This is a genomic window from Nonomuraea solani (assembly GCF_900108335.1).
GTDB lineage: Bacteria > Actinomycetota > Actinomycetes > Streptosporangiales > Streptosporangiaceae > Nonomuraea > Nonomuraea solani.
The window spans coordinates 21,052-41,998 of sequence record NZ_FNVT01000029.1; the positions used below are offsets into that span (position 1 = coordinate 21,052).

17 protein-coding genes and 4 tRNA genes are annotated in these 20,947 nt (G+C 67.7%); 14 read left to right on the forward strand and 7 right to left on the reverse strand.

Annotated features, from left to right (window positions below; genetic code table 11):
• Positions 1-107 precede the first annotated feature (107 nt).
• Positions 108-752 carry a hypothetical protein gene (locus C4V41_RS53175; RefSeq protein WP_103963721.1) on the reverse strand — a complete coding sequence of 215 codons (645 nt, stop codon included), beginning with the start codon at positions 750-752 and terminating at the stop codon, positions 108-110.
• Positions 753-1,404: 652 nt separating this feature from the next.
• On the opposite strand from C4V41_RS53175, the gene C4V41_RS53180 reads away from it, so the two are divergent.
• On the forward strand, positions 1,405-1,647 hold the full coding sequence (locus tag C4V41_RS53180) for an STAS domain-containing protein (RefSeq protein ID WP_200824869.1): 243 nt from the start codon (positions 1,405-1,407) through the stop codon (positions 1,645-1,647).
• Entirely contained in the window at positions 1,644-1,937 is a 294-nt protein-coding gene (locus C4V41_RS53185; RefSeq protein WP_146104162.1) for a hypothetical protein, read from the forward strand. The genes C4V41_RS53180 and C4V41_RS53185 overlap by 4 nt, the downstream gene beginning before the upstream one ends.
• A gap of 52 nt (positions 1,938-1,989) precedes the next feature.
• Here the strand turns inward: C4V41_RS53185 and C4V41_RS53190 are convergent, their stop codons facing one another.
• Complete coding sequence (locus tag C4V41_RS53190; protein ID WP_103963723.1) at positions 1,990-4,071, reverse strand: hypothetical protein; 2,082 nt, start codon at positions 4,069-4,071, stop codon at positions 1,990-1,992.
• Positions 4,072-4,849: 778 nt separating this feature from the next.
• On the opposite strand from C4V41_RS53190, the gene C4V41_RS53195 reads away from it, so the two are divergent.
• The 5 genes from C4V41_RS53195 (at position 4,850) to narI (ending at position 12,820) form a co-directional block, all read left to right on the forward strand.
• Positions 4,850-6,031: an MFS transporter gene (locus tag C4V41_RS53195; RefSeq protein ID WP_200824870.1), complete on the forward strand. Its 1,182-nt coding sequence runs from the start codon at positions 4,850-4,852 to the stop codon at positions 6,029-6,031.
• 180 nt (positions 6,032-6,211) lie between these two features.
• Positions 6,212-9,844 (forward strand): nitrate reductase subunit alpha, encoded by a 3,633-nt coding sequence (locus tag C4V41_RS53200; RefSeq protein ID WP_103963725.1) that lies wholly within the window; start codon positions 6,212-6,214, stop codon positions 9,842-9,844.
• Positions 9,844-11,505, forward strand: coding sequence for a nitrate reductase subunit beta (narH, locus tag C4V41_RS53205; protein WP_103963726.1), 1,662 nt, complete (start codon positions 9,844-9,846; stop codon positions 11,503-11,505). The genes C4V41_RS53200 and narH overlap by 1 nt, the downstream gene beginning before the upstream one ends.
• Positions 11,502-12,113 carry a nitrate reductase molybdenum cofactor assembly chaperone gene (gene narJ / locus C4V41_RS53210; protein ID WP_103963727.1) on the forward strand — a complete coding sequence of 204 codons (612 nt, stop codon included), beginning with the start codon at positions 11,502-11,504 and terminating at the stop codon, positions 12,111-12,113. Before narH ends, narJ begins: the two co-directional genes overlap by 4 nt.
• Positions 12,110-12,820, forward strand: coding sequence for a respiratory nitrate reductase subunit gamma (gene narI, locus C4V41_RS53215; RefSeq protein WP_103963728.1), 711 nt, complete (start codon positions 12,110-12,112; stop codon positions 12,818-12,820). Before narJ ends, narI begins: the two co-directional genes overlap by 4 nt.
• Before the next feature lie 916 nt (positions 12,821-13,736).
• Here narI and C4V41_RS53220 read toward each other — a convergent pair.
• Together C4V41_RS53220 and C4V41_RS53225 are read right to left on the reverse strand one after the other, a co-directional pair.
• A tRNA-Lys gene (locus tag C4V41_RS53220) sits at positions 13,737-13,812 on the reverse strand.
• Positions 13,813-13,860: 48 nt separating this feature from the next.
• Positions 13,861-15,015: an acyl-CoA dehydrogenase family protein gene (locus tag C4V41_RS53225; RefSeq protein WP_103963729.1), complete on the reverse strand. Its 1,155-nt coding sequence runs from the start codon at positions 15,013-15,015 to the stop codon at positions 13,861-13,863.
• A 99-nt stretch (positions 15,016-15,114) separates the two neighbouring features.
• Between C4V41_RS53225 and C4V41_RS53230 the strand changes: the two genes are divergently transcribed.
• A complete protein-coding gene (locus tag C4V41_RS53230; protein ID WP_103963730.1) occupies positions 15,115-15,402 on the forward strand; it encodes a PspC domain-containing protein in 288 nt (95 codons plus the stop codon).
• Here the strand turns inward: C4V41_RS53230 and C4V41_RS53235 are convergent, their stop codons facing one another.
• The gene (locus C4V41_RS53235; RefSeq protein WP_103963731.1) at positions 15,403-16,683 is read right to left on the reverse strand and encodes an MFS transporter; all 1,281 of its coding nucleotides are present in this window, start codon (positions 16,681-16,683) and stop codon (positions 15,403-15,405) included.
• A 101-nt stretch (positions 16,684-16,784) separates the two neighbouring features.
• Positions 16,785-17,135, reverse strand: coding sequence for a metallopeptidase family protein (locus C4V41_RS53240; protein WP_200824871.1), 351 nt, complete (start codon positions 17,133-17,135; stop codon positions 16,785-16,787).
• A 180-nt stretch (positions 17,136-17,315) separates the two neighbouring features.
• Here C4V41_RS53240 and C4V41_RS53245 point away from each other — a divergent pair, with 180 nt between their 5' ends.
• The 6 genes from C4V41_RS53245 to C4V41_RS53270 all read left to right on the forward strand — a co-directional run bounded on the left by C4V41_RS53245 (position 17,316) and on the right by C4V41_RS53270 (position 19,974).
• On the forward strand, positions 17,316-18,728 hold the full coding sequence (locus tag C4V41_RS53245) for a metallophosphoesterase family protein (RefSeq protein WP_235030944.1): 1,413 nt from the start codon (positions 17,316-17,318) through the stop codon (positions 18,726-18,728).
• Positions 18,729-18,801: transfer RNA gene (locus tag C4V41_RS53250), tRNA-Glu, on the forward strand.
• A 100-nt stretch (positions 18,802-18,901) separates the two neighbouring features.
• Positions 18,902-18,976: transfer RNA gene (locus tag C4V41_RS53255), tRNA-Asp, on the forward strand.
• Between the two features lie 5 nt (positions 18,977-18,981).
• Positions 18,982-19,058 (forward strand) — tRNA-Phe (locus C4V41_RS53260).
• A gap of 263 nt (positions 19,059-19,321) precedes the next feature.
• Positions 19,322-19,582 (forward strand): type II toxin-antitoxin system Phd/YefM family antitoxin, encoded by a 261-nt coding sequence (locus tag C4V41_RS53265; protein ID WP_103963733.1) that lies wholly within the window; start codon positions 19,322-19,324, stop codon positions 19,580-19,582.
• Positions 19,567-19,974, forward strand: coding sequence for a PIN domain-containing protein (locus tag C4V41_RS53270; protein ID WP_103963734.1), 408 nt, complete (start codon positions 19,567-19,569; stop codon positions 19,972-19,974). The genes C4V41_RS53265 and C4V41_RS53270 overlap by 16 nt, the downstream gene beginning before the upstream one ends.
• Positions 19,975-20,057: 83 nt before the next feature.
• On the opposite strand, the gene C4V41_RS53275 is transcribed toward C4V41_RS53270, so the two are convergent.
• Positions 20,058-20,897 carry an isocitrate lyase/PEP mutase family protein gene (locus C4V41_RS53275; RefSeq protein ID WP_103963735.1) on the reverse strand — a complete coding sequence of 280 codons (840 nt, stop codon included), beginning with the start codon at positions 20,895-20,897 and terminating at the stop codon, positions 20,058-20,060.
• Positions 20,898-20,947: the final 50 nt, after the last annotated feature.

Consider the following 20,947-nt stretch of genomic DNA (forward strand, 5'->3'; position numbering starts at 1 on the left):
CGTCGAGGTCTTACGTGGAGGAGGGGACGGCCGCCGTCCGGCGGTACGACGCGCTCACCGAGACCGCTGCGGTCGGCGGCCTCTTCCACTCCAGTTGCTGACAGCGCTCATCCCAGACTCGCGCGCACAGTCTTTCCGAAAGCGACCCGCAACGCCTTGTGCGCCGACCCGAGCATCAGACTCACAGGCACCGGCCACCCAGGCACTTGAGGGCCGCCCTCACCAAGGTGAATCACACCGCTGGATTCTATCGATCCGCTGAATTGGTCGATGATGGAGTCCACTCGGTCGAGATCCCGATGGCAGGACTCGTCGCACAGGGCCAATAACGCCGGCAGGTACTGCCGGGCCTTATCCAGATTCGACCTTATCTCCCTGGCTCTGGCCGCGTCCGCGTCGGTGAACCCGCCCTGCGGGTCGAGCTCGGCCACGTATTCCTGAAACTTGGCCTCGGCTTCCTGCACTAGCGCGATAGCAGTCATGTAGAGGTCAATCTGCTGGTCTAGGCGCCGGCGGTCCCGTTCGAGGTCACGTTCATGAGTCCGAGTTCGCTCGACTCGAGCGTTGTCCTCTGCGATCCTGGCTCGCTCGATCTCCACCTGGCGCTGCCATTGAATCGTGTCGCGTTCTCGCTGCTCATTCCACCGCTGTCTTTCGTGCTTCCACTGCAGGCGCGTGATGAGTACGGAGCCGAGCAGGGAACTGGCGGACCCCGCAATCACTCCGAGAAACGCCATCCAGGCAGCCGTCATGTGGGCCAGTCTAAAGTTGGGCTGTTTCGTCGTCATGCTGTATGCGCGAATATGATGACAAGCGAGGTCTTGGATCCGTAGAACTTGGACGTCGACGGCCGGGGCGGTTGACCTCAGCCTCCGGCTTCAACGCTCGCCAGACCACGTCCACTCCTGCGCCTGCTGCCAGGACTTACCGCATGGCAATGGTTGACACCGACGGCCGCCGCGATGTCGTCGATCGACACGGTGGCGAAGCCGCGCTGCTCACGGCCGAAGGGGCATCGCGTACACGATGCCGTTCGAGCTGCCGACGTAGGGGCCGACCGGAATACGCCAGGAATGGGCCGCATAAAGTCCGTGGTAGCTCTCACCTGCGGCTTTAGGTTGCAGTGACGATCCCGGCCCTGGCGAGCGGCCCCGGTCGCGGCGTTGATGGCCGTCTGCGGGGTGGCGGATCAGTAGCGTGTTGGCGCGCTGAATACGATGGCAGCCTGTGCGGGCTTTGATCAGCTGACGGCGCCGAGGTTGATCGTGTGCGCTATCGGAGCTCCGCGTTCGGGCGAGGTTGACTCTGCAGGCGATGGCGAAGTTTGGCCTCGCCAACGCCCAGGACTTCCGGCGTCGCGCGTTGGCCGCGGTGGATAAGCAGGAAGGCTCCGTGTCGTGATTCGTGCTCAACGCCGAGGCCAACGTGGAGGTGGACATCACGGCGCTGGACGCCGTCGAGTCGCTGCGCGCCGAACTGGCCCGCCGGGGCGTCGTGTTCGCGATGGCCAGGGTCAAGCAGGACCTGCGTACCTCGCTCGACGCGTTCGGTCTGACCGGCGCCGTGGGCGAGGACTTCCTCTTCCCGACTCTGCCGACCGCCGTGGCCGCCTACGAGCAATGGCGGTCCTCACCAGAGCGTCCGTGACGAGACAGCTCGAGCAGCCGAAGGTGGAGGCGAAGAAGGCCGCGCTCCTGGGCGATTCGCGTAGGGCCCTGGTCCGAGTATCGGAGGACGCGAAGCTACTGGTCATGGGCAGCCATGGATCGGAGGGGTACACGGACTACGACGTCGTTGTGGTCCGCGCGCCGCCTTCACCGCTGTGCGGCGAGATCGTGGTGGGCCTGGACGTCTCGCCCACGAGCGGAGTGATAGGCAGGCCTACGTCAGGCGCGTGTGGCCCAGTCGCGAAGGCGCTGGCGGACCTGGCACGTTGATCGCGTACAGACCACGCGCGCGCTCGCCATTTACATCTGAGTAGCTCGTCATCTACTGCGATGGTCGATGGGCGTCTTTCTTGGCGAGATGGTCGTGTAGATCTGCGTGCCGGAACTGATAGACCGGCCCGACGGCGCGCAGCAGTCCTAATCGGTGGGCGTCGTCGAGGAAGTTCATGATCCTAAGAGGAAGGCGTCGCGTGAGGACCAGCCGTGCGACCGCGAGCGTGCATGCCAGCCACGCATGGTGGTTCCCACCCCCGAGGCCGCCTCCAAGCCGACCCCAAAAACCTCCCCCTAGGCCGACTCCGAGCCCGCCCGCAAGCCCAACGGCGAGCCCTATGGCGAGCCCGAACGTGAGCAGATTTCCGAGTCCCATCATGAACACGCCCCCGAGCCCAACGACGATCCCGACCGCGATTCCGGCCAGGAGCGCTAAGAAGAGGGTGAGAATCCTCTCGGCCTGCCTTCCAGAGCGTGGTGTTCTGATCGGTGGGTGTGTGGATTGTTCCGCCCACTCGACCAGTCCGAACACAAGTCCGGCCATGAAGGTGATCTCCAGGCCGAACGCGACACCCCCTCCGGGCCCGAACACAAGCCCGGTCGCGAGTGCGAACGCGAGTCCGAATGAGAGGTTGCTTCTGATCGACTGAAAGAAAAGGGTCGTTCGTCCGCAAGGGCGGAGCGGCGCGTGCCCCGGCGCTTCGTCCACCCAGGAACCGGCGGCCGTGAGTCCGCCCACGAAGCCCCCCACCAGTCCGGCTGCGAGTGACGTGATGAGGCCGAACGCAAGCGTAGCCCCGAGCCCGAACACGAGCCCGGTGAGAAGTCCAGCGGTTATCCCGGCGGCGATCCGCAGATGGGGGACGGTGTTAGGGATGTGCCACCAGGTGATGTCCCGAGTGGCGGCGGGGTGGAAGTGGCTGGCCAGATAGGCGAGATAGCGACGAGTGGCCACTGCATCACGTGATCGACGGGGCCGGAAGTGCTCGGCGGGATTCATGCTGGCCAGCCGGGTTTTGGTGAGGGCGGGGATGAGGCGGTCAAGTAGGTGGATGCGTAGTGCGACCGCATCCCTTCCCAGGGGCCCGGCGAGGGAGGTGGGGTCGGAGGCGGTGTCGATGTAGACGGCACGGATCAGCCACAAACCCAGTGGAGCAGACGCGAGTTGGGCCAGGCCGGGGACGATGCCCTCGGTGAGGGCTGCCAGGACTTTTCGCCATGCCTCAGGAAGGTCTCCCGGTAGGCAAGCGGTCAAATAACGCGCGGCGTCAGCCGTGGTGAGGGTTGCTGGAATGATGACGGCAGCGCCGTTGATCGGTCGGCCGGTCTGGGTGATGGCTTCGGTGAACTCGCTGGTGCGGCAGGTGAGGATGACTGGATCGTGGGCGGTCAGGGAAATGTTCAGCGCTTTGATGACCTTGACGCGATTCTGGTCGGAAAGCTCGTCCAGGCCGTCCAAGATCGGCAGGATGTGGCCACCGTATGCCAGCGTGGCGGCGGCGCTTTGTCCGAACTCCGGTCTGGTGAGCGCCGGATAGTCCTGAGCCAGACGAACGGCCAGCCAGTCATGTAGGTGAGGATACGCGCGGCAATCCCAGCCGCTGATGGGAAGAAGCACTGGAACGGGAATGATTTCGCCGCCATGTGCCATCGTCTGTTCGGTGGTTCGGACGGCGAGTAACTCAAGGAGAAGTTGTACGGCCAATGTGGTTTTCCCCGTGCCTCCTCCACCTGTGATGATCAATCGACGGTGCTTGAGGGCGCGAAATTGGCGGGTCAGATCGACGATGTCGTCGGCGCGTGCGGAAAAGGCCAGATCTTCGGTCGTGATCAGATGAGGTTGGCTCATCTCCGCGGCTTTGGTGGTCAGTTGCCAGGTGATCGGCATGGGTTCCGGGTCGCCCAAGAGCCGAAGTCGCGATTCCGTCTTCCATTGCTGTTCCACCTGCTCAGCCAGGATCTGTCGGGCTGCGTCGAGATTGGCCGCCCGGAGAGGGGATACGGCGAAAGAACGTCTGAGCCAAGCGATCACTCCTGTGGCCGCCACTGCCGCTGCCAGGGTCAAGGCGGCTAGATCGGCCCTATTGACCTCGTCATCGCGGTCGAGGCGCTGCGCGGCGAAAGCGATCAATATTCCCAACAATGTGAGGGTTGCGACTGCGCCCAGCGTCCGCCAGCCTGCCCCTGGGGGAATCACACAGTTATCGTTCCCTCTTACTCATTTCGACATGCGTCGCGCTGGCGACCACCGCCACCTACGCGCCGATCCGGCGGTCGAGGCACCGGTCAGAAACTCTGTGGGAGTTACTGTGAGTCGGCCACCGGGGGCCGGCGCCGTCTACACCGATGTGTGGCTCTCCGTGGGATCCTCCAATCGCCCACGCGGCGCGCAGCACCAGATGCGCATCGTCCACAGCAACGGCCCGTCGGTGGGACTGCTTGCAGAGGACGGCGAACGCGACCCCACCCTGGAACGGTGGCGACCCCTCGACACACCGGCGGTCGCAGTTGCCACCCCAGGTCATCGCGGACCTTGCCGACCCCGCCCTCGCCAATGCCGCCGGATGGCCCGCCCTCGTCGCGGGCGTTGAACGAGTTCGCGGACATCGTCGCCGGCTCCCGGATCCAGTCCAGAGCTGGAGGCCGGCGATTTCGAGACGGACGCAACCAGCGGGCGCCTACCACGTCGGCGCTTCGGAGCGGACCATAGGCACCTCACCCGCAGGACCTTCGTCCCTACCTGACCGTGGATCGCTGCGCTGGGATACGGAATGAGCGTGGCTAGAAGATCGTGACGGATCGAGGTCGCCGCCCGCTGAGCGTGATCGACATGACGAGGACGGGATGAGATGCGTACTGATGCCACCGACAGGGCGGCCTCAACGAGGTCCGCCCGTCGGCCGACGTGGATGCTGGCGTTGGCGACCGTGGGGTTCGCGGTGAACTTCTGGGCCTGGGCGCTGCTCAGCCCGCTGGGCCCGCGGTTCAAGGAGTTGCTGGACCTGTCGGCTTCGGAGCAGGCGTTGCTGGTGGCGGTCCCGGTGATCGTCGGTTCGCTGGGCCGCATCCCCGTCGGGGCGCTCACCGATCGGTTCGGCGGCCGGGTGATGCTGCCGCTGATCTCGGCGGCCACGATCGTGCCGGTGCTGTTCATCGGCGTGGCCGGGCAGGGGTCGCTGGCGGCACTGCTGGTGGGCGGGTTCTTCCTGGGGATCGGTGGAACGGTGTTCGCGGTGGGGGTGCCGTTTGTCAGCGCCTGGTTCCCGCCCGAGCGCCGCGGTCTGGTCGTCGGTGTCTTCGGCATGGGCATGGGCGGCACCGCGATCAGCGCCCTGACCACGGTCAGGCTGATCAGAACCGGCGGCTCGGCGACCCCGTTCCTGATCACCGCGGCCGTGCTGGCCGTCTATGCCGCGGTGGCCTGGTTCGTGCTGCGCGACGCGCCGGGCCGTACGGCGCCGGCCCAGTCGACCGTCGCACGCCTGGCGGCGGCGGCGCGCCTGTCGATCACCTGGCAGGCATGCGTGCTGTACGCGGTCGCGTTCGGCGGGTACGTCGCCTTCTCCGTGTATCTGCCGGTCTACTTGCAGTCGGCCTACGGGCTGGAGCAGGCCGACGCGGCCAACCGGATGGCCGGGTTCGTGATCCTGGCGGTGGCGATGCGCCCCATCGGCGGCTGGCTGTCGGACCGGTTCGGGTCGATTCCCGTCCTGGCCACCGTGTTCGGCGTGGTCTCGCTGTGCGCCGCGGTGCAGGCGTTCACCCCGACGCTGATGATGGCGGGCACGATCGCGTTCCTGACCATGGCCGCCGCGCTCGGCGCGGGCAGCGGAGCCGTTTTCGCCCTGGTGGCGAAGGTGGCCCCGGCCGACAAAGTGGGCTCGGTCACGGGCCTGGTCGGCGCCGCCGGAGGGCTGGGCGGGTTCGTGCCGCCCCTGGTGATGGGCTTGGTCTACGGCCTGTTCGGCTCTTACGGGGTGGGGCTGGCCCTGCTGTCCGGCGTGTCGCTGCTGACGTTGGTGCTGACGGTCACGGCGGTCCGCTCGACAGCCGGGCGGAGTCCGGCCGCGCCGCCAAGTCCGTCAACGTAGGCGTCGCTCGGCCGGAAGATGGGACCAAAGACCCTGACGTGACCCTCGTACCGATCGAGAGGATTAAAAGACGTCCTCGGCATCCAGCGCCGGTGGGTAGCTAACCCACCGAACTCTTGTGCCATGAAAACGTCGCCAGCGGGCATGTCCGCTTTGCCCGCGAGATGAGGAGTCGGACATATGGCGGGTACAGACGGACCGGTCAGCGACGCCCTGCTGAAGCTGGGCCGGCACCTACGCCCAGGCACAGTCTCGGAAGACCTGCGGACGCTGCACCAGATCGGCGGCCGCCAGGGTGATGCGTTCTACCGTGACCGATGGAGCCACGACAAGGTGGTCCGCTCCACCCATGGTGTCAACTGCACCGGCTCGTGCTCCTGGAAGGTGTACGTCAAGGACGGCGTGATCACCTGGGAGGCGCAGCAGACCGACTATCCGAGCGTCGGCGGCGACCGGCCGGAGTACGAGCCGCGCGGTTGCCCCCGCGGCGCGGCGTTCTCCTGGTACACCTACTCGCCCACCCGCGTCCGTTTCCCCTACGCCCGGGGCGTGCTGGTCGAGATGTACCGGGAGGCCAGGGCCAGGCTGGGCGACCCGGTCGCCGCCTGGGCGGAGATCACCACCGACCCGGCCAAGCGCCGCCGCTACCAGTCGGCCCGCGGCAAGGGCGGCCTGGCGCGCGTCACCTGGGACGAGGCATGCGAGATCATCGCCGCGGCGCATGTGCACACCATCAAGACTTACGGCCCGGACCGGGTGGCCGGCTTCTCGCCGATCCCGGCCATGTCGATGGCCTCGCACGCCGTGGGCGCCCGGTTCATCTCGCTGATCGGCGGGGCGATGCTGTCCTTCTACGACTGGTACGCCGATCTGCCGGTGGCCTCACCGCAGGTGTTCGGCGACCAGACCGACGTGCCGGAGTCGGCCGACTGGTGGGACGCCGCCTACCTGATGCTGTGGGGCTCGAACGTGCCCGTGACCCGCACACCCGACGCGCACTACCTGGCCGAGGCCCGCTACCGGGGCCAGAAGGTGGTCGTCCTCGCGCCCGACTACAACGACGCCGCCAAGTTCGCCGACGAGTGGCTGGCGCCGCACCCGGGCACCGACGGCGCGCTGGCCATGGCCATGGGGCACGTGATCCTCAAGGAGTTCTTCGTCGACCGGCCGACACCCCCCTTCACCGACTACGTCAAGCGGTTCACCGACCTGCCGTTCCTGGTAAGGCTGCGCGAGCGCGACGGATCGTACGTGCCGGACAAGTTCCTCACTGCCGCTGACCTCGGGCAGGACGGGGAGGAGACGGCATTCGCCACGGTGCTGCTGGACGCGCGGAGCGGCGAGCCGGTCGTGCCGAACGGCTCACTCGCCTTCCGCTTCTCCGAGCCGGGCCAGGGCCGCTGGAACCTGGACCTCGGCGACGTGGACCCGCTGCTGACCGCGCTGGGGGAGGAGGCGGTGCAGGTGATGCTGCCCCGCTTCGACGGGGATACCGGCGGAGTGCTGGCGCGCGGCGTCCCGGTGCGGCGCGTCGGTGGCCACCTGGTGACCACGGTGTTCGACCTGATGCTCGCCCAGTACGGGGTGCCCCGCGACGGGCTGCCCGGGACCTGGCCGTCGGGCTACGACGATGCGGATGAGCCGTACACACCGGCCTGGCAGGAGGCGCTCACCGGAGTGCCGGCCAAGGCGGCGGCGCGCATCGCGCGGGAGTTCGCCCGCAACGCGGAGGAGTCCGGTGGCCGCTCCATGATCATCATGGGCGCGGGGACGAACCACTGGTTCCACTCCGACACGATCTACCGCTCGTTCCTGGCGCTGACCACGCTGACCGGCTGCCAGGGTGTCAACGGCGGCGGCTGGGCCCATTACGTCGGGCAGGAGAAGTGCCGGCCGGTCACGGGGTGGGCGCAGCTCGCCTTCGGCCTGGACTGGTCGCGGCCGCCCCGGCAGATGATCGGCACGGCGTTCTGGTACCTGCACACCGATCAGTGGCGCTACGACACCTACAGCGCGGACGTCGTCTCGTCTCCGCTCGGGGAGGGCGCGTTCGCCGGCAAGGCCACCGCCGATCTGCTGTCGCAGTCGGCGCGGATGGGCTGGATGCCGTCGTACCCGACGTTCGACCGCAATCCCCTGGACCTGGCGGACGAGGTGGGCGCCGATCCGGGATCGTACGTTGCGGAGCAGGTCGCCGCGGGGCGGCTCGGCTTCGCCTGCGAAGATCCCGACGCGCCGGCCAACTGGCCGCGCGTGCTGACCGTGTGGCGGGCGAACCTGCTCGGCTCGTCGGCCAAGGGAAACGAGTACTTCCTGCGCCATCTGCTGGGCACGGACTCGGCCGTGCGGGCCGAAGAGGCGACGCCGGATCAGCGTCCCGGCAGTGTGACCTGGCCGGAGGAGGCGCCCCGGGGCAAGCTCGACCTGCTGCTGTCGCTGGACTTCCGGATGACCTCCACCACGCTGTTCTCCGACATCGTGCTGCCCGCCGCCACCTGGTACGAGAAACACGACCTGTCCTCCACCGACATGCACCCGTTCGTGCACGCGTTCACCCCGGCGATCGACCCGCCCTGGCAGACCCGCACCGACTTCGCCGCCTTCCACGCCATCGCCCGCGCCTTCAGCGACCTCGCGCGCACCCACCTGGGCACCCGCAGGGACGTGGTGGCGGTGCCGCTCCTGCACGACACGCCCGACGAACTGGCCACCCCGCACGGACGGGTGACCGACTGGCGCGGCATCGGCCGGACCCCGATGCCCGGCCGCGACTTCCCCAAGATCGTCGTGGTGGAGCGCGACTACGGCGCCGTCGCCGGCCGGATGGCCGCGCTCGGCCCGCTCGCGGACCGGCTCGGCGCCACCACGAAGGGCCTCAGCTATGACGTTTCCGGCGAAATCGCCCGGCTCGGCCGCCTGAACGGCGTCACCGAGGACGGCCGGCCGAAACTGGACACGGACGTCGCCATGTGCGAGACCATCCTCGCCCTGTCCGGCACCACTAACGGCCGCCTCGCGGCCCAGGGCTTCGCCACGCTGGCCCGCCGTACCGGAACCTCGTTCGACGGACTGGCCGACGAGCACAAGCAGATCACCTTCGCCGACACCCAGGCCCGCCCCGTACCGGTGATCACCTCGCCCGAATGGTCGGGCAGCGAGAGCGGCGGGCGCCGCTACTCGGCGTTCACCATCAACGTCGAGCACCGCAAACCCTGGCACACCCTCACCGGCCGTCAGCACTTCTACCTCGACCACGACTGGATCCACGAGGCCGGCGAGGCCCTGCCGATCTACCGGCCGCCGCTCAACATGACCGCCATGTTCGGCGAGCCGGGCGTGGGCGACAGCGGCGAGAACGGCGTCACCGTGCGCTATCTCACCCCACACTCCAAGTGGTCCATCCACTCCGAATACCAGGACAACCTACTCATGCTCACGTTGTCGCGCGGCGGGCCGACCATCTGGATGAGCCCCGCCGACGCCGCCAAGGCGCGGATCGCCGACAACGACTGGGTGGAGGCCGTCAACCGCAACGGCGTCGTCGTGGCCCGCGCGGTCGTCTCGCACCGCATGCCCGAGGGCACCGTGTACATGTACCACGCTCAGGAACGCGTCGTGGACGTGCCCAAGAGCGAGACCTCCGGCCGCCGCGGCGGCATCCACAACTCCCTGACCCGGCTGCTGGTCAAACCCACCCATCTCATCGGCGGGTACGCCCAGCTCAGCTTCGCCTTCAACTACCTCGGACCCACCGGCAACCAGCGCGACGAGGTCACCGTGATCCGCCGCCGCTCCCAGGAGGTCGACTACTGATGCGGATCATGGCGCAGCTGGCCATGGTGATGAACCTGGACAAGTGCATCGGCTGCCACACCTGCTCGGTCACCTGCAAGCAGGCTTGGACCAACCGCGTCGGCGTCGAGTACGTCTGGTTCAACAACGTCGAAACCCGTCCAGGCCAGGGCTACCCCCGCACCTACCAGGACCAGGACAAGTGGAAGGGCGGCTGGGAGCTGAACCGGCGCGGCCGGCTGCGGCTCAGGGCAGGCGGCCGGCTCAAGAAGCTCCTCACCATCTTCGCCAACCCGCTCATGCCCTCCATCCAGGACTACTACGAGCCCTGGACCTACGACTACGACCGCCTCTTCTCCGCCCCCGCCACACAGGACACGCCCGTGGCCCGCCCCAGGTCGCTCATCACCGGCCGGAACACGAAGATCACCTGGAGTGCGAACTGGGACGACAACCTCGCAGGCGCCCCCCAGCTGGCGTCCGGCGACCCCGTGCTGCGCAAGGTGTCGGACCAGGTGAAGCTGGAGTTCGAGCGGGCCTTCATGTTCTACCTGCCGCGCATCTGTGAGCACTGCCTCAACCCCTCCTGCGTGGCCTCCTGCCCGTCGGGCGCGATGTACAAGCGGTCGGAGGACGGCATCGTGCTGGTGGATCAGGACCGTTGCCGGGGCTGGCGCATGTGCGTGACCGGCTGCCCGTACAAGAAGGTGTACTTCAACCACCGCACCGGCAAGGCCGAGAAGTGCACGTTCTGCTATCCCCGGGTGGAGGTCGGCATCCCCACCGTCTGCTCGGAGACCTGCGTCGGCCGTCTGCGCTACCTCGGCCTGCTCCTCTACGATGCCGACCGCGTCGCCGAGGCCGCCTCTGTCCCGGACGTGAAAGACCTGTACGAGGCGCAGCGCGGCGTGCTGCTCGACCCGCACGATCCCGAGGTGATCGCCGCCGCCCGCGCGGACGGCATCCCCGAGGACTGGCTGGCGGCGGCGCGCAACTCCCCGATCCACAAGCTGATCTTCGAGTACGGCCTGGCGCTGCCGCTGCACCCGGAATACCGCACGATGCCGATGGTCTGGTACATCCCGCCCCTGTCGCCCGTCGTGGACGTGCTGACCGGCACCGGCCACGACGGCGAGGACGCCGGCAACCTCTTCGGCGCCATCGACGCCCTGCGCATCCCGATCGGCTACCTGGCCGAGCTGTTCACCGCCGGCGACCCCGAGCCGGTACGTGCCGTACTGCGCCGCCTGGCCGCCATGCGCTCGTACATGCGCCGCCTCAATCTCGGCCAGAGCACCGACGAATCGATCGCCGCCTCCGTGGACATGACCGGGCGGCAGATCGAGGACATGCACCGGCTGCTCGCCCTCGCCCCCTACGCCGAGCGGTACGTCATCCCCAAGGCCCACGCCGAGCAGGGCGTCCAGTTGGAGGAGCCGGCCACCGGATGCAGCCTCGACTACGAGGGCGGGCCCGGCATGGGCGGCCCGTTCGGCGAGGCCTCCGGCACGCCCGCCCCTGTCGCGGTGGAGAACTTCCACGCCCTGCGCGACAGGCAGACGGGCGAGCTGAGCGACCGGCAGGCGGGCGAGCCGCACGGCCGCGTCAACCTGCTCAACTGGGACGGCAAGGGCGTCCCCGACGGCCTGTTCCCGAAGCGCAACGGGAGGAATCCGCGATGACGGCTCTGCGCACGGCCCACATGGTGGCTTCGGTGCTGCTCGGCTACCCCGACGACCGGCTGTACGGCGCGCGCGACGTGCTGGCCGAGGCGGTGGGGGAACTGCCCGCCGGCGAGGTCCGCGACCGCCTGACCGCCTTCCTCCAGCACGTCGCCGTCACCGCCCAGGCCGACCTGGCCGCGCACTACGTGGCGACCTTCGACCTCAAGCGGCGCTGCTGCCCCTACCTGACCTACTACGCCTACGGCGATACCCGCAAGCGCGGCGGGGCGCTGCTGCGTTTCAAGCACGCTCTGCGCCGGGCAGGCTTCGAACCGGTCGGCGGCGAGCTGCCCGATCACGTGGCCGTGGTGTGCGAGCTGTCGGGCCGTGGCGCCGTGTGGGAAGCGCGGCGCCTGCTGCAGGAGCACCGGGCAGGGCTGGAGCTGCTGCGCACGGCACTGGAGCAGGAACGCTCACCGTACGCCGACGTGGTGGCGGCCGTGACGGCGACGCTGCCCCCGGCCGGACCGCGCGAGCGAGAGGCCGCTCTGCGGCTGGCGGCCGAAGGGCCGCCGGCCGAGGAGGTCGGGATGGAACCCTACGCCGTCATGGAGGCATCGCGATGAACGTCGTGCTGTGGGTGGTGGCGCCGTACGTGGCACTGACACTGTTCGTGCTCGGGCACGTCTGGCGCTACCGCTACGACAAGTTCGGCTGGACCACCCGCTCGTCACAGATGTACGAGTCGCGGCTACTGCGCATTGGCAGCCCGCTGTTCCACTTCGGCATCCTCGTCGTGCTGCTCGGTCATGTCGGCGGGCTGGTCATCCCCAAGACCTGGACCGAAGCGGTGGGCGTCAGCGAGACCGCCTACCACGTGACGGCCGTCGCGCTCGGCACCGTCGCGGGCCTGGCCACACTCGGCGGGCTGGCGATCCTCATCTACCGCCGGCGCACGGTCGGGCCCGTGTTCACCGCCACCACCCGCAACGACAAGATCATGTACGCGGTGCTGAGCCTCACGATCGTGCTCGGGCTGTCGGCCACGGTAATGGCGAACCTCGTCGGCGGCGGCTACGACTACCGCACCACCATCTCACCGTGGTTCCGGTCGGTGTTCTACCTCAACCCGGATCCGTCGCTGATGGCGGGCGCGCCAATCCTGTTCCAGCTACACGCGTTGAGCGCGCTGGCGCTGTTCGCGATCTGGCCGTTCACCCGGCTGGTGCACATGCTCACCGCACCCGTCGGCTACCTGACCCGGCCCTATGTGGTCTACCGCAGCCGCGACGAGCAGCCGACCGGCGGACGGACGACGCGGCGCGCGTGGTAACCGTCGCGTTAGTCTCCAATCACCCTGGCGGGCCATCCGTTCCGGAATGAGAATCGGGCCGGGCGCCGCCGAGGTTGACCCTTGCTTGGTTCGGGTTGAGGCCATGCGTTAGTCGGACGCCGAAGCCGTGTAATGGGGTTTTGCCTCGAGTGGCGCCACGTGAGGCCCTGACGAAGCTCGCGGCTCTCCGGGAGGATATGCTCGCGGCCGCCCGAAGACACTGCGGCGACGAAGCCACAGGCCCAGGACCTCGAGCGGTGAGGACGGGCCAGCCCCGGAGCCCTGGTTCGCTCTCTGGTCCCTCGGTATCGACGTGCGACATTCCGGAGAATGTCGTAGGGGACTGCGAAGCTGCCGCGATGACGATCGACCCACCGGACCTGAGCTGTGCCAATACTCATGCATGGTGGTTGACCTGCGGTTTGGCCTCGGTCCTCATGTGCTTTCGTCTGCTGTAATTGATCTTTATGCCGCTTGAACTGCATGGGTGAACGTTTTTGGCAGGTGAAGCTGCGGGCAGGACGAAGAGGATGCTTCACGGAAGGGTAAAACGGGCGATCACGAGCAGATCCGTTCTGCGGAGGAGCTCGGTACGGCCGCCGTCATGAAGGCACGTGAATTCGGCCGGAGGCGGCTTGACCAGTGCTTGGACGGGTCTGCGGTCAAGCCGGGCGTGTCCCGCCCGCCAACCCTTCCGCCATGCCCTTCCGTTGGGCGTCGCTCGGGTCTGGCTTTACGATCCGGCCTCAGGCGCCCGATACCCGGCAGCGCAAACCGGCGCATTTCGATCACGCCATTGGCCCGCCGATGTGCCGGACGCGTGCCGAAGAGCATGTGACGAGCATGAACTCGGCCGTCTTCGCCTCGCAGAAGGCGCTCGAAAATCGAGAAAGTGCAGGTCGGATGGGGTATGGAGTGGTAGGGCGCCCGGGGCTCGAACCCGGAACCTACGGATTAAAAGTCCGCAGCTCTGCCAATTGAGCTAACGCCCCTCGAACAGCAAGGGTACAGAGATTACCGCCCAGTCCGCGACGCCTCCATCACCGGTAAGCCGCCAGCCCGGTAAGCGCCTCCCCCAGCACCAGCGTATGAATCTCCTGCGTCCCCTCGTACGTCAGCACACTCTCAAGATTGTTCATGTGCCTGATCACAGGGTACTCCAGCGTGATCCCGTTCCCGCCCAGGATGCTGCGGGCCTGCCGGGCGATGTCCAGGGCGGCCCGTACGTTGGCCAGCTTGCCGAAGCTGATCTGCCGGGGCTCCAGCCGCCCCGCGTCCTTGAGTTCCCCCAGGTGCAGCGCGGTAAGCCCGGCCTGGGCCGCCCCGACGTACATCCAGGCGAGCTTCTCCTGTGTGAGCTGGAAGGCGCCGATCGGCTTGTCGAACTGGACGCGCGTTTTCGCGTACGAGACCGCCGACTCCAGGCACGCCCGCGCGGCGCCCACGACGCCCCAGACGATGCCGAAGCGGGCCTCCGACAGGCACGACAGCGGGCCCTTCAGGCCCGTGACGCCGGGGAGGGCGGCCGTGGCGGGCAGGCGTACGTCGTCGAAATAGAGGGATGAGGTGATCGAGGCCCTAAGGGACAGCTTCTTGTGGATCTCAGGGGCGGAGAAGCCGGGGGTGGAGGTGGGGACGACGAAGCCGCGGACGCCCTCGTCGGTCTGGGCCCAGACCACGGCCACGTCGGCGATCGAGCCGTTGGTGATCCACATCTTGGAGCCGTTGAGGATCCAGTCGGATCCGTCTTTCTTGGCGTACGTGCGCATGTTGGCCGGATCGGAGCCGTGGTCCGGTTCGGTGAGGCCGAAGCAGCCGATCGCCTCGCCGGCCGCCATCCGCGGCAGCCACTCCTGTTTCTGCTCCTCAGAGCCGTACCGCCAGATCGGGAACATGGCCAGCGAGCCCTGCACCGACACGAACGACCGTAGCCCGGAGTCGCCCGCCTCCAGCTCCCGGCAGGCCACGCCGTACGAGATCGCGTCCGTCCCCGCGCAGCCGTAGCCCTCCAGATGCATCCCCAGCAGCCCGAGCGACCCGAGCTCCGGCGCCAGCTCGCGCGCCGGGAAGACCGCCTCCTCGAACCAGTCGCCCACGTGCGGCAGGACGCGGTCGGCGACGAACGACCTGACCGTGTCGCGGATCAGCCGCTGGTCGGCGTCGAGCTGGTCGTCGAGGCGCAGCAGGTCGTCCATCACGGGGATCCCTTCGAATGAGTCGCATAGGGGACTACCAGGGTTCTACCAGGGGTAATCCTGATGTGCGAATAAGCCGCCGCCGGGCAGTCTTGAGGCATGAGCGAATACAACGTCAAGAAGCTGCGTCGGACGCACAAGGGCCGGATCATCGCGGGCGTCTGCTCCGGTATCGGTGAGTACCTCGGGATCGACGCCAACATGGTACGAATCGCGCTCGCGATCGTCACCCTCTTCGGCGGGCTCGGCGTCGGCGTCTACGCGATCGGCTGGCTCCTCATGCCGGACGAGGAGCACGACACCTCGATCGTCCAGGACCTGATCAGCAAGCAGCAGGCGAAGAGCAACAACACCGACTGGAGCGGCGAGCACAAGCCGCAGGTGTGATCATGCGGCGGCCTCGGCGCGCACCCGCGCGGTCTTGTCGCCCCGAGACTCGGTCCAGATCATGGCCAGCACGGCTGCGCTGGTCAGCCCGGTGACGCCGGCCAGCGCCACCACCGGCTCCGGGCCGAGTCTCTCCGCCGCGAATCCGCCCACCAGGATCCCGATCCCCTGTACGGCCATCAGCCCCGACTGCACGAGACCGAACGCCTGGGCACGACGTTCGGCCGGTACGCACTGGACGAAGGCGGCATTGGCCGCGAGCTGGTACGCCCCGCCGATCCCCGACAGAACCCACGCCGCGAGCACGACGGCCAACGGCGGCCGCATCGCGGTGACGACCAGGGGCGCGCAGCTCAGCATGGCCATCCACCCCATGAGCCGCAGCCGCCGCGGCGGCGACACGAACCTGGCGAACAGGAACGCGCCCACCACCGTCCCGGTCGGCATGGCGGCCATGAGCAGCCCGGTGATCACGGGAATCGGCAGAGTGCCCGTGTAGAGCGTGGCCGCGTACGGCACGGCGATGCCCTCGGGCAGGATGTAGAAGCCGCACAGCCAGGCGAAGAGCACCAGTGTGCGCAGTTTGCGCGACCCGAACACCAGCCGGGCCCCGCCCACGGTCATCGTCCACATGGACGGCTGGGCGCCCTCGCGGGCGGCGGCGGGACGGCGGCGTACGCCGGAGACGAGGATCAGCGCCGAGCCCGCGAACGTGGCGGCGTCGATGGCGAGCGCCCGATAGGGGCCCATGGTCGCGATCAGCGCTCCGCCGGCCGCGAAACCGACCATCTGTACGGCCTGGTTCGTCATGTTCTGGAGGGCCGAGCCCATTACGTACGCGTCGCCTTCGAGTACCTCGGGCAGCAGCGCCGCCCGCGCGGCCGAGAACGGGGCGCTGAGCAGCACCACGAGGAAGACCAGCCCGCACAGCACCGGAAACGGCATGCCCGGAATGGCCATCACGGCCACGAGCGCGGCCCTGATGAGGTCGCAGGTCAGCATGACGCCCCTGCGCGCGAACCGGTCCGCCAGCCCCGCCAGCAGCGGCCCGCCGACGATCGAGGGCAGGTATGTCAGCGCGTAGACCGCCGCCGTGGCCAGCGGCGACCCTGTGCGGTCGTAGACGAGGACGGCCAGCGCCACCTGGGCGAGCTGGTCGCCGAGAAGTGAGAGGGCCTGGCCGTACCAGAGCGCCCGGAACTCCCTGATGGCGATGACTTCGCGATAGGTGATCTGTCGTGCTCCGGCACGGCGATGCCGTCCCGGCCGCCGTCGCGCCATTTGACTCCGCTGGGCCTGACTCAGGGTGCTCGTTACGTCACCTAAGGTGCCCGACCGGAGCCGTGGCACGCAAGCCGAAGCGGCCAACCAAAAGCAAAGGGTTACCAGCCCAGCTCATGAAGCCGGGCGTCGTCTATGCCGAAATGGTGACCGACTTCATGCACCACCGTGATGCGTACCTCGTCGATCACATCATCCTCGGTATCGCAAATCTGGCATATCGGATTGCGGTAGATCTCGATGCGGTCGGGCAGGACTGCGGAGTACCAGTCGCCACGTTCGGTGAGGGGGACACCGGTGTACAGGCCGAGCAGGTGGGGCTCTGGCGGATCATCGACGACAGTGACGACGACATTGCTCATGGCGCGCGTGAGATCTGGAGGGATCGTGTCCAAAGCCTCGGACACGAGCTCCTCGAACTTCTCCCGCGAAACCTCGATCACCCTTGCCATTCTGCCCCGTCATTCGGGTAGGCAAGAAGCTGTATGAAGTTCGTCCACAGGTCAAAGGCAGTCATCCGATCACGTGGCGCGAGGATCGCGGCGGTGCTCCTCGTGGCGGCCGTTGGTGCCTGGCTGGGGATTTTCCTCAGCGGGACCGTACGCGCCCAGGTGGGTCCGGTGGAGACGGGAATGTCCCTCCGACCGGCCTGGAACGGCGAGACGGTCGTCGACGCGAGCCCGCTCGGCACGCTCACGTTCCAGACCCACGACGCGCCGCTCAGGCTGCGCATCACGCTCGAGAACATCGATCAGGAGCGCGCCAAGGCCCTCCTCGAAGACCCGCGTCTGGCCGACCGCCTGCCCGGGGTGATCGAGGACGACCTCCTGGACGGCGTGCGCGCCCTCGTGATCCGCTCACTGCTCTGTGCGGGGGCGGGAGCCCTGATCGTGGTCCTGATGGTCTTCAGGCGCCCCAGAGTGGCTCTGCTGGGCCTTCTGGCGGCCTCTGTGGCGCTCGCGGGGACGGGGGTCCTGGCCGCCGTCACGTTCCGGCCCAGCTCGCTCGTCGAACCCCGTTACTCCGGCCTGGTGGCCGCCGCGCCGTCGCTCGTCGGCAGCGCGGAGTCGATCGTCACCAAATTCGAGTCGTACCGCTCTCAGCTCACCAAACTGGTGACGAACGTCTCGAAGCTGTACGACACCGTCTCGACCCTGCCCCTGTACGACGCCGACCCCAAATCCATCCGGGTCCTGCACATCAGCGACATCCACATCAATCCGATCGCCTGGAACGTCATCCGCTCCCTCAAGGACCAGTTCGCCGTGGACCTGATCGTCGACACGGGTGACATTTCCGACCATGGCACCAAGGCGGAGAACAAGTTCGTCGACGAGATCTCCACCCTTGAGGTCCCGTACGTGTTCGTCCGCGGCAACCACGACTCGATGGTCACCCAGAAGGCGGTCGAGAAGCAGAAGAACGCCATCGTCCTGGACGGCAGGGCGCAGAAGGTGGCCGGCCTGGACATCTACGGCCTCGGAGATCCCCGCTTCACCCCGGACAAATCCGTAGCCGTCGACTCGGACCCGGAAGTCCTCGCTCAGTACGCCCGCTCCCGCCTGCCCAAGGGCAAACCCGACCTGATCGCCGTCCACGACGGGGTCGTCGGCCAGGGCTTCTCGGGCGCCGCCCCCTTGATCCTGGCCGGTCACGCCCACGAACGCCGGACCACCATGCTTCCCACGGGCACCCGCATGCTCGTCCAGGGCTCGACGGGCGGCGCCGGTCTGCGCGCCCTCGAACACGCCCAGCCGACCCCCGTACAGGCGTCCGTCCTGTACTTCGACAAGGAGACCAAGCGCCTCCAGGCCTGGGACGACATCACGCTGGGCGGGCTGGGGGAGCAGTCGGTGTACATCCAGCGTCACGTGGAGCCCGAGCCACAACGTATGATTTCTCCGGAGCCAACGATCGCCCCGTCTCCAACGGGATCGATCACCGGCACCACGTCACCGACCGCCGGTCCGCCACTTTGGCATCAAGGGCAATCGTCCCCTATGCTTCAGAGGTCTCCCGACGGAAGGCGACAGGGAAGTTCCTAAGCCCCCATCGTCTAGCGGCCTAGGACACCGCCCTTTCAAGGCGGCGGCACGGGTTCGAATCCCGTTGGGGGCACAGCGAGCGCCTAGCGCACCCGCAAAACGGCTGGTCGAAGACCACCGAAGAGCTGGTAAGCTAAGCGAGCGCAAACAGAACGAAACGCAAGGCAAAGCAAGGTCCTGTAGAGCAGTTTGGAGTGCTCGCCACCCTGTCAAGGTGGAGGTCGCGGGTTCAAGTCCCGTCAGGACCGCTCTGGGTCAGGTAGCTCAGTTGGTACGAGCGTCCGCCTGAAAAGCGGAAGGTCGGCAGTTCGACCCTGCCCCTGACCACCAGCTTTGAACAGCCAAGATGCCCCGAAGCGACGATCGCTCCGGGGCGTTTTTGTGTCCGCTGACGGCAACAAACGAAGCGGACGGTCATCTGCAGTCGGGGTGTGAGCACCGGATGAACGGCTGGCAGATCGCTACGGCTGTCGCGCCTATGCATCGCCATGTGACCGCTTGATCCTTCTTGGCTGAAGTCAGTGACTTCACGAGAGCAAGGGCACGCTTCGACTCACTGAACAGGAGCCGACATCATCAGATAATCTGATTCTATGAAGGTGATGACTGCCACTGAAGCGTCTCGGAGCTTCGCCACCGTCCTAGACGAGGCGGAGCACGGGGAGACCATTGTGGTGACTCGTGGCGGGAAGCAAATTGCCGTGATCGGCCCTGCGCCTACTGCACCAGGGCGTATGGTCAAGGCGTTTCTGGCCAGAAGGGCGGGGACGCTGGACGCGGATTTCGAGGCTGATGTCGCGGCGGCCCGCGAGGCAATCGACGACGAGATGAGGGGCACGTGGCCCGACGCCTGATCCTGGACACGGGCGTGCTCATCGCGGCCGAGCGGGGCAAGGCGTCCGTGGACGCGGTGATCGAAGACCCCGATGATGTGGCGATCGCGGCGATCACTGTGGCGGAGCTGCTTGTCGGTGTGGAAATGGCCGATGCGGCTCGCCGGCCCAATCGGCAGGCCTTCGTGGATGAAGTCCTGGCGTTGATTCCCGTCGAGGAATACACGACAGACGTCGCCAGAGTCCATGCTCGTCTTATGGCGCATGTTCGACGAGAAGGTAAGTCTCGTGGCGCGTACGATCTCCTGATTGCGGCGACGGCCGCGGCCACCGCGAGAACCATTATCACGATGGACTCGTCGGCGGCCTTCGAGGATCTCCCTGGCGTGCGGGCTCAGGTGGTTCCCCGCTGACAGTCGGCGGCGGCCTTCAGAGCGGTGGGGTGGTTTCGCTCAACGGTGCACGCCCGGACACTTCTGCCTGGGCGTGGGTTTGATCAATGACGGAACAGGGCGTTGAGTTCGCCGAAGTCCAGTGAGTCGTCCAGCGTCGTGAAGGTTCCCGGGCCGAACAGTTCCGCGGCGGCCCTGCGGGTCGCGGTGTAGGCGGCCTGGGCCAGGCCGGTGCCGAGGCTGATCCGGCGGACCCCCGCCTGCGCGAGTTCGGTGACGCTCGGGCCGCCGGCGCCGGCCATCGCGTTGACCGGCAGGGGTGACTCGGCGCAGAGAGTCTTCAGCACGTCCAGGTCGAGCAGGCCGGGGACGAAGATGCCGTCGGCGCCCGCCTCGGCATAGGCCGCGGTGCGGGCCAGCACGTCGTCCAGCCGGGCCTCGGCCTGGCCGATGGCGAACAGGAAGACGTCGGTGCGGGCGTTGACGAACAGGTCCGGCAGGCCCGCCGCCGCGGCGGCCTCCCGGGCGGCGCGGAGCCGGGCGCTCTGGCCGGCGATGTCGAACAGCGGGCCGCCAGGGGCCGTGGAGTCCTCCAGGTTGACGCCCACCGCGCCGGCCTCGATCACCGCCCGTACGGTCGCGGCGACGTCCGCCGGGGCCGGGCCGTACCCGCCCTCCACGTCGACCGTCACCGGCAGGTCGACGGTGTTCACGATGCGCCGGGCGGCCGCCACCATCTCGTCCCGGCTCAGCCGCTGCCCGTCCCCGTGGCCCAGAGACCACGACACGCCGCCGCTGGTGGTGGCGATCGCCGTGGCGCCGGCCGCGGCGATCACGGCCGCGCTGGCGGCGTCCCAGGCGTTGGGCAGCACCAGTACGGACTCGGTGCTCAAGGAGCGGAACAACCGGGCCTTCCGCTCGGTGGAGGAGATGTCAACAGACATGTGGATGACCGCCTTCGCGTCGTTCGGTACCTGCTCACGGGATGCTGCCG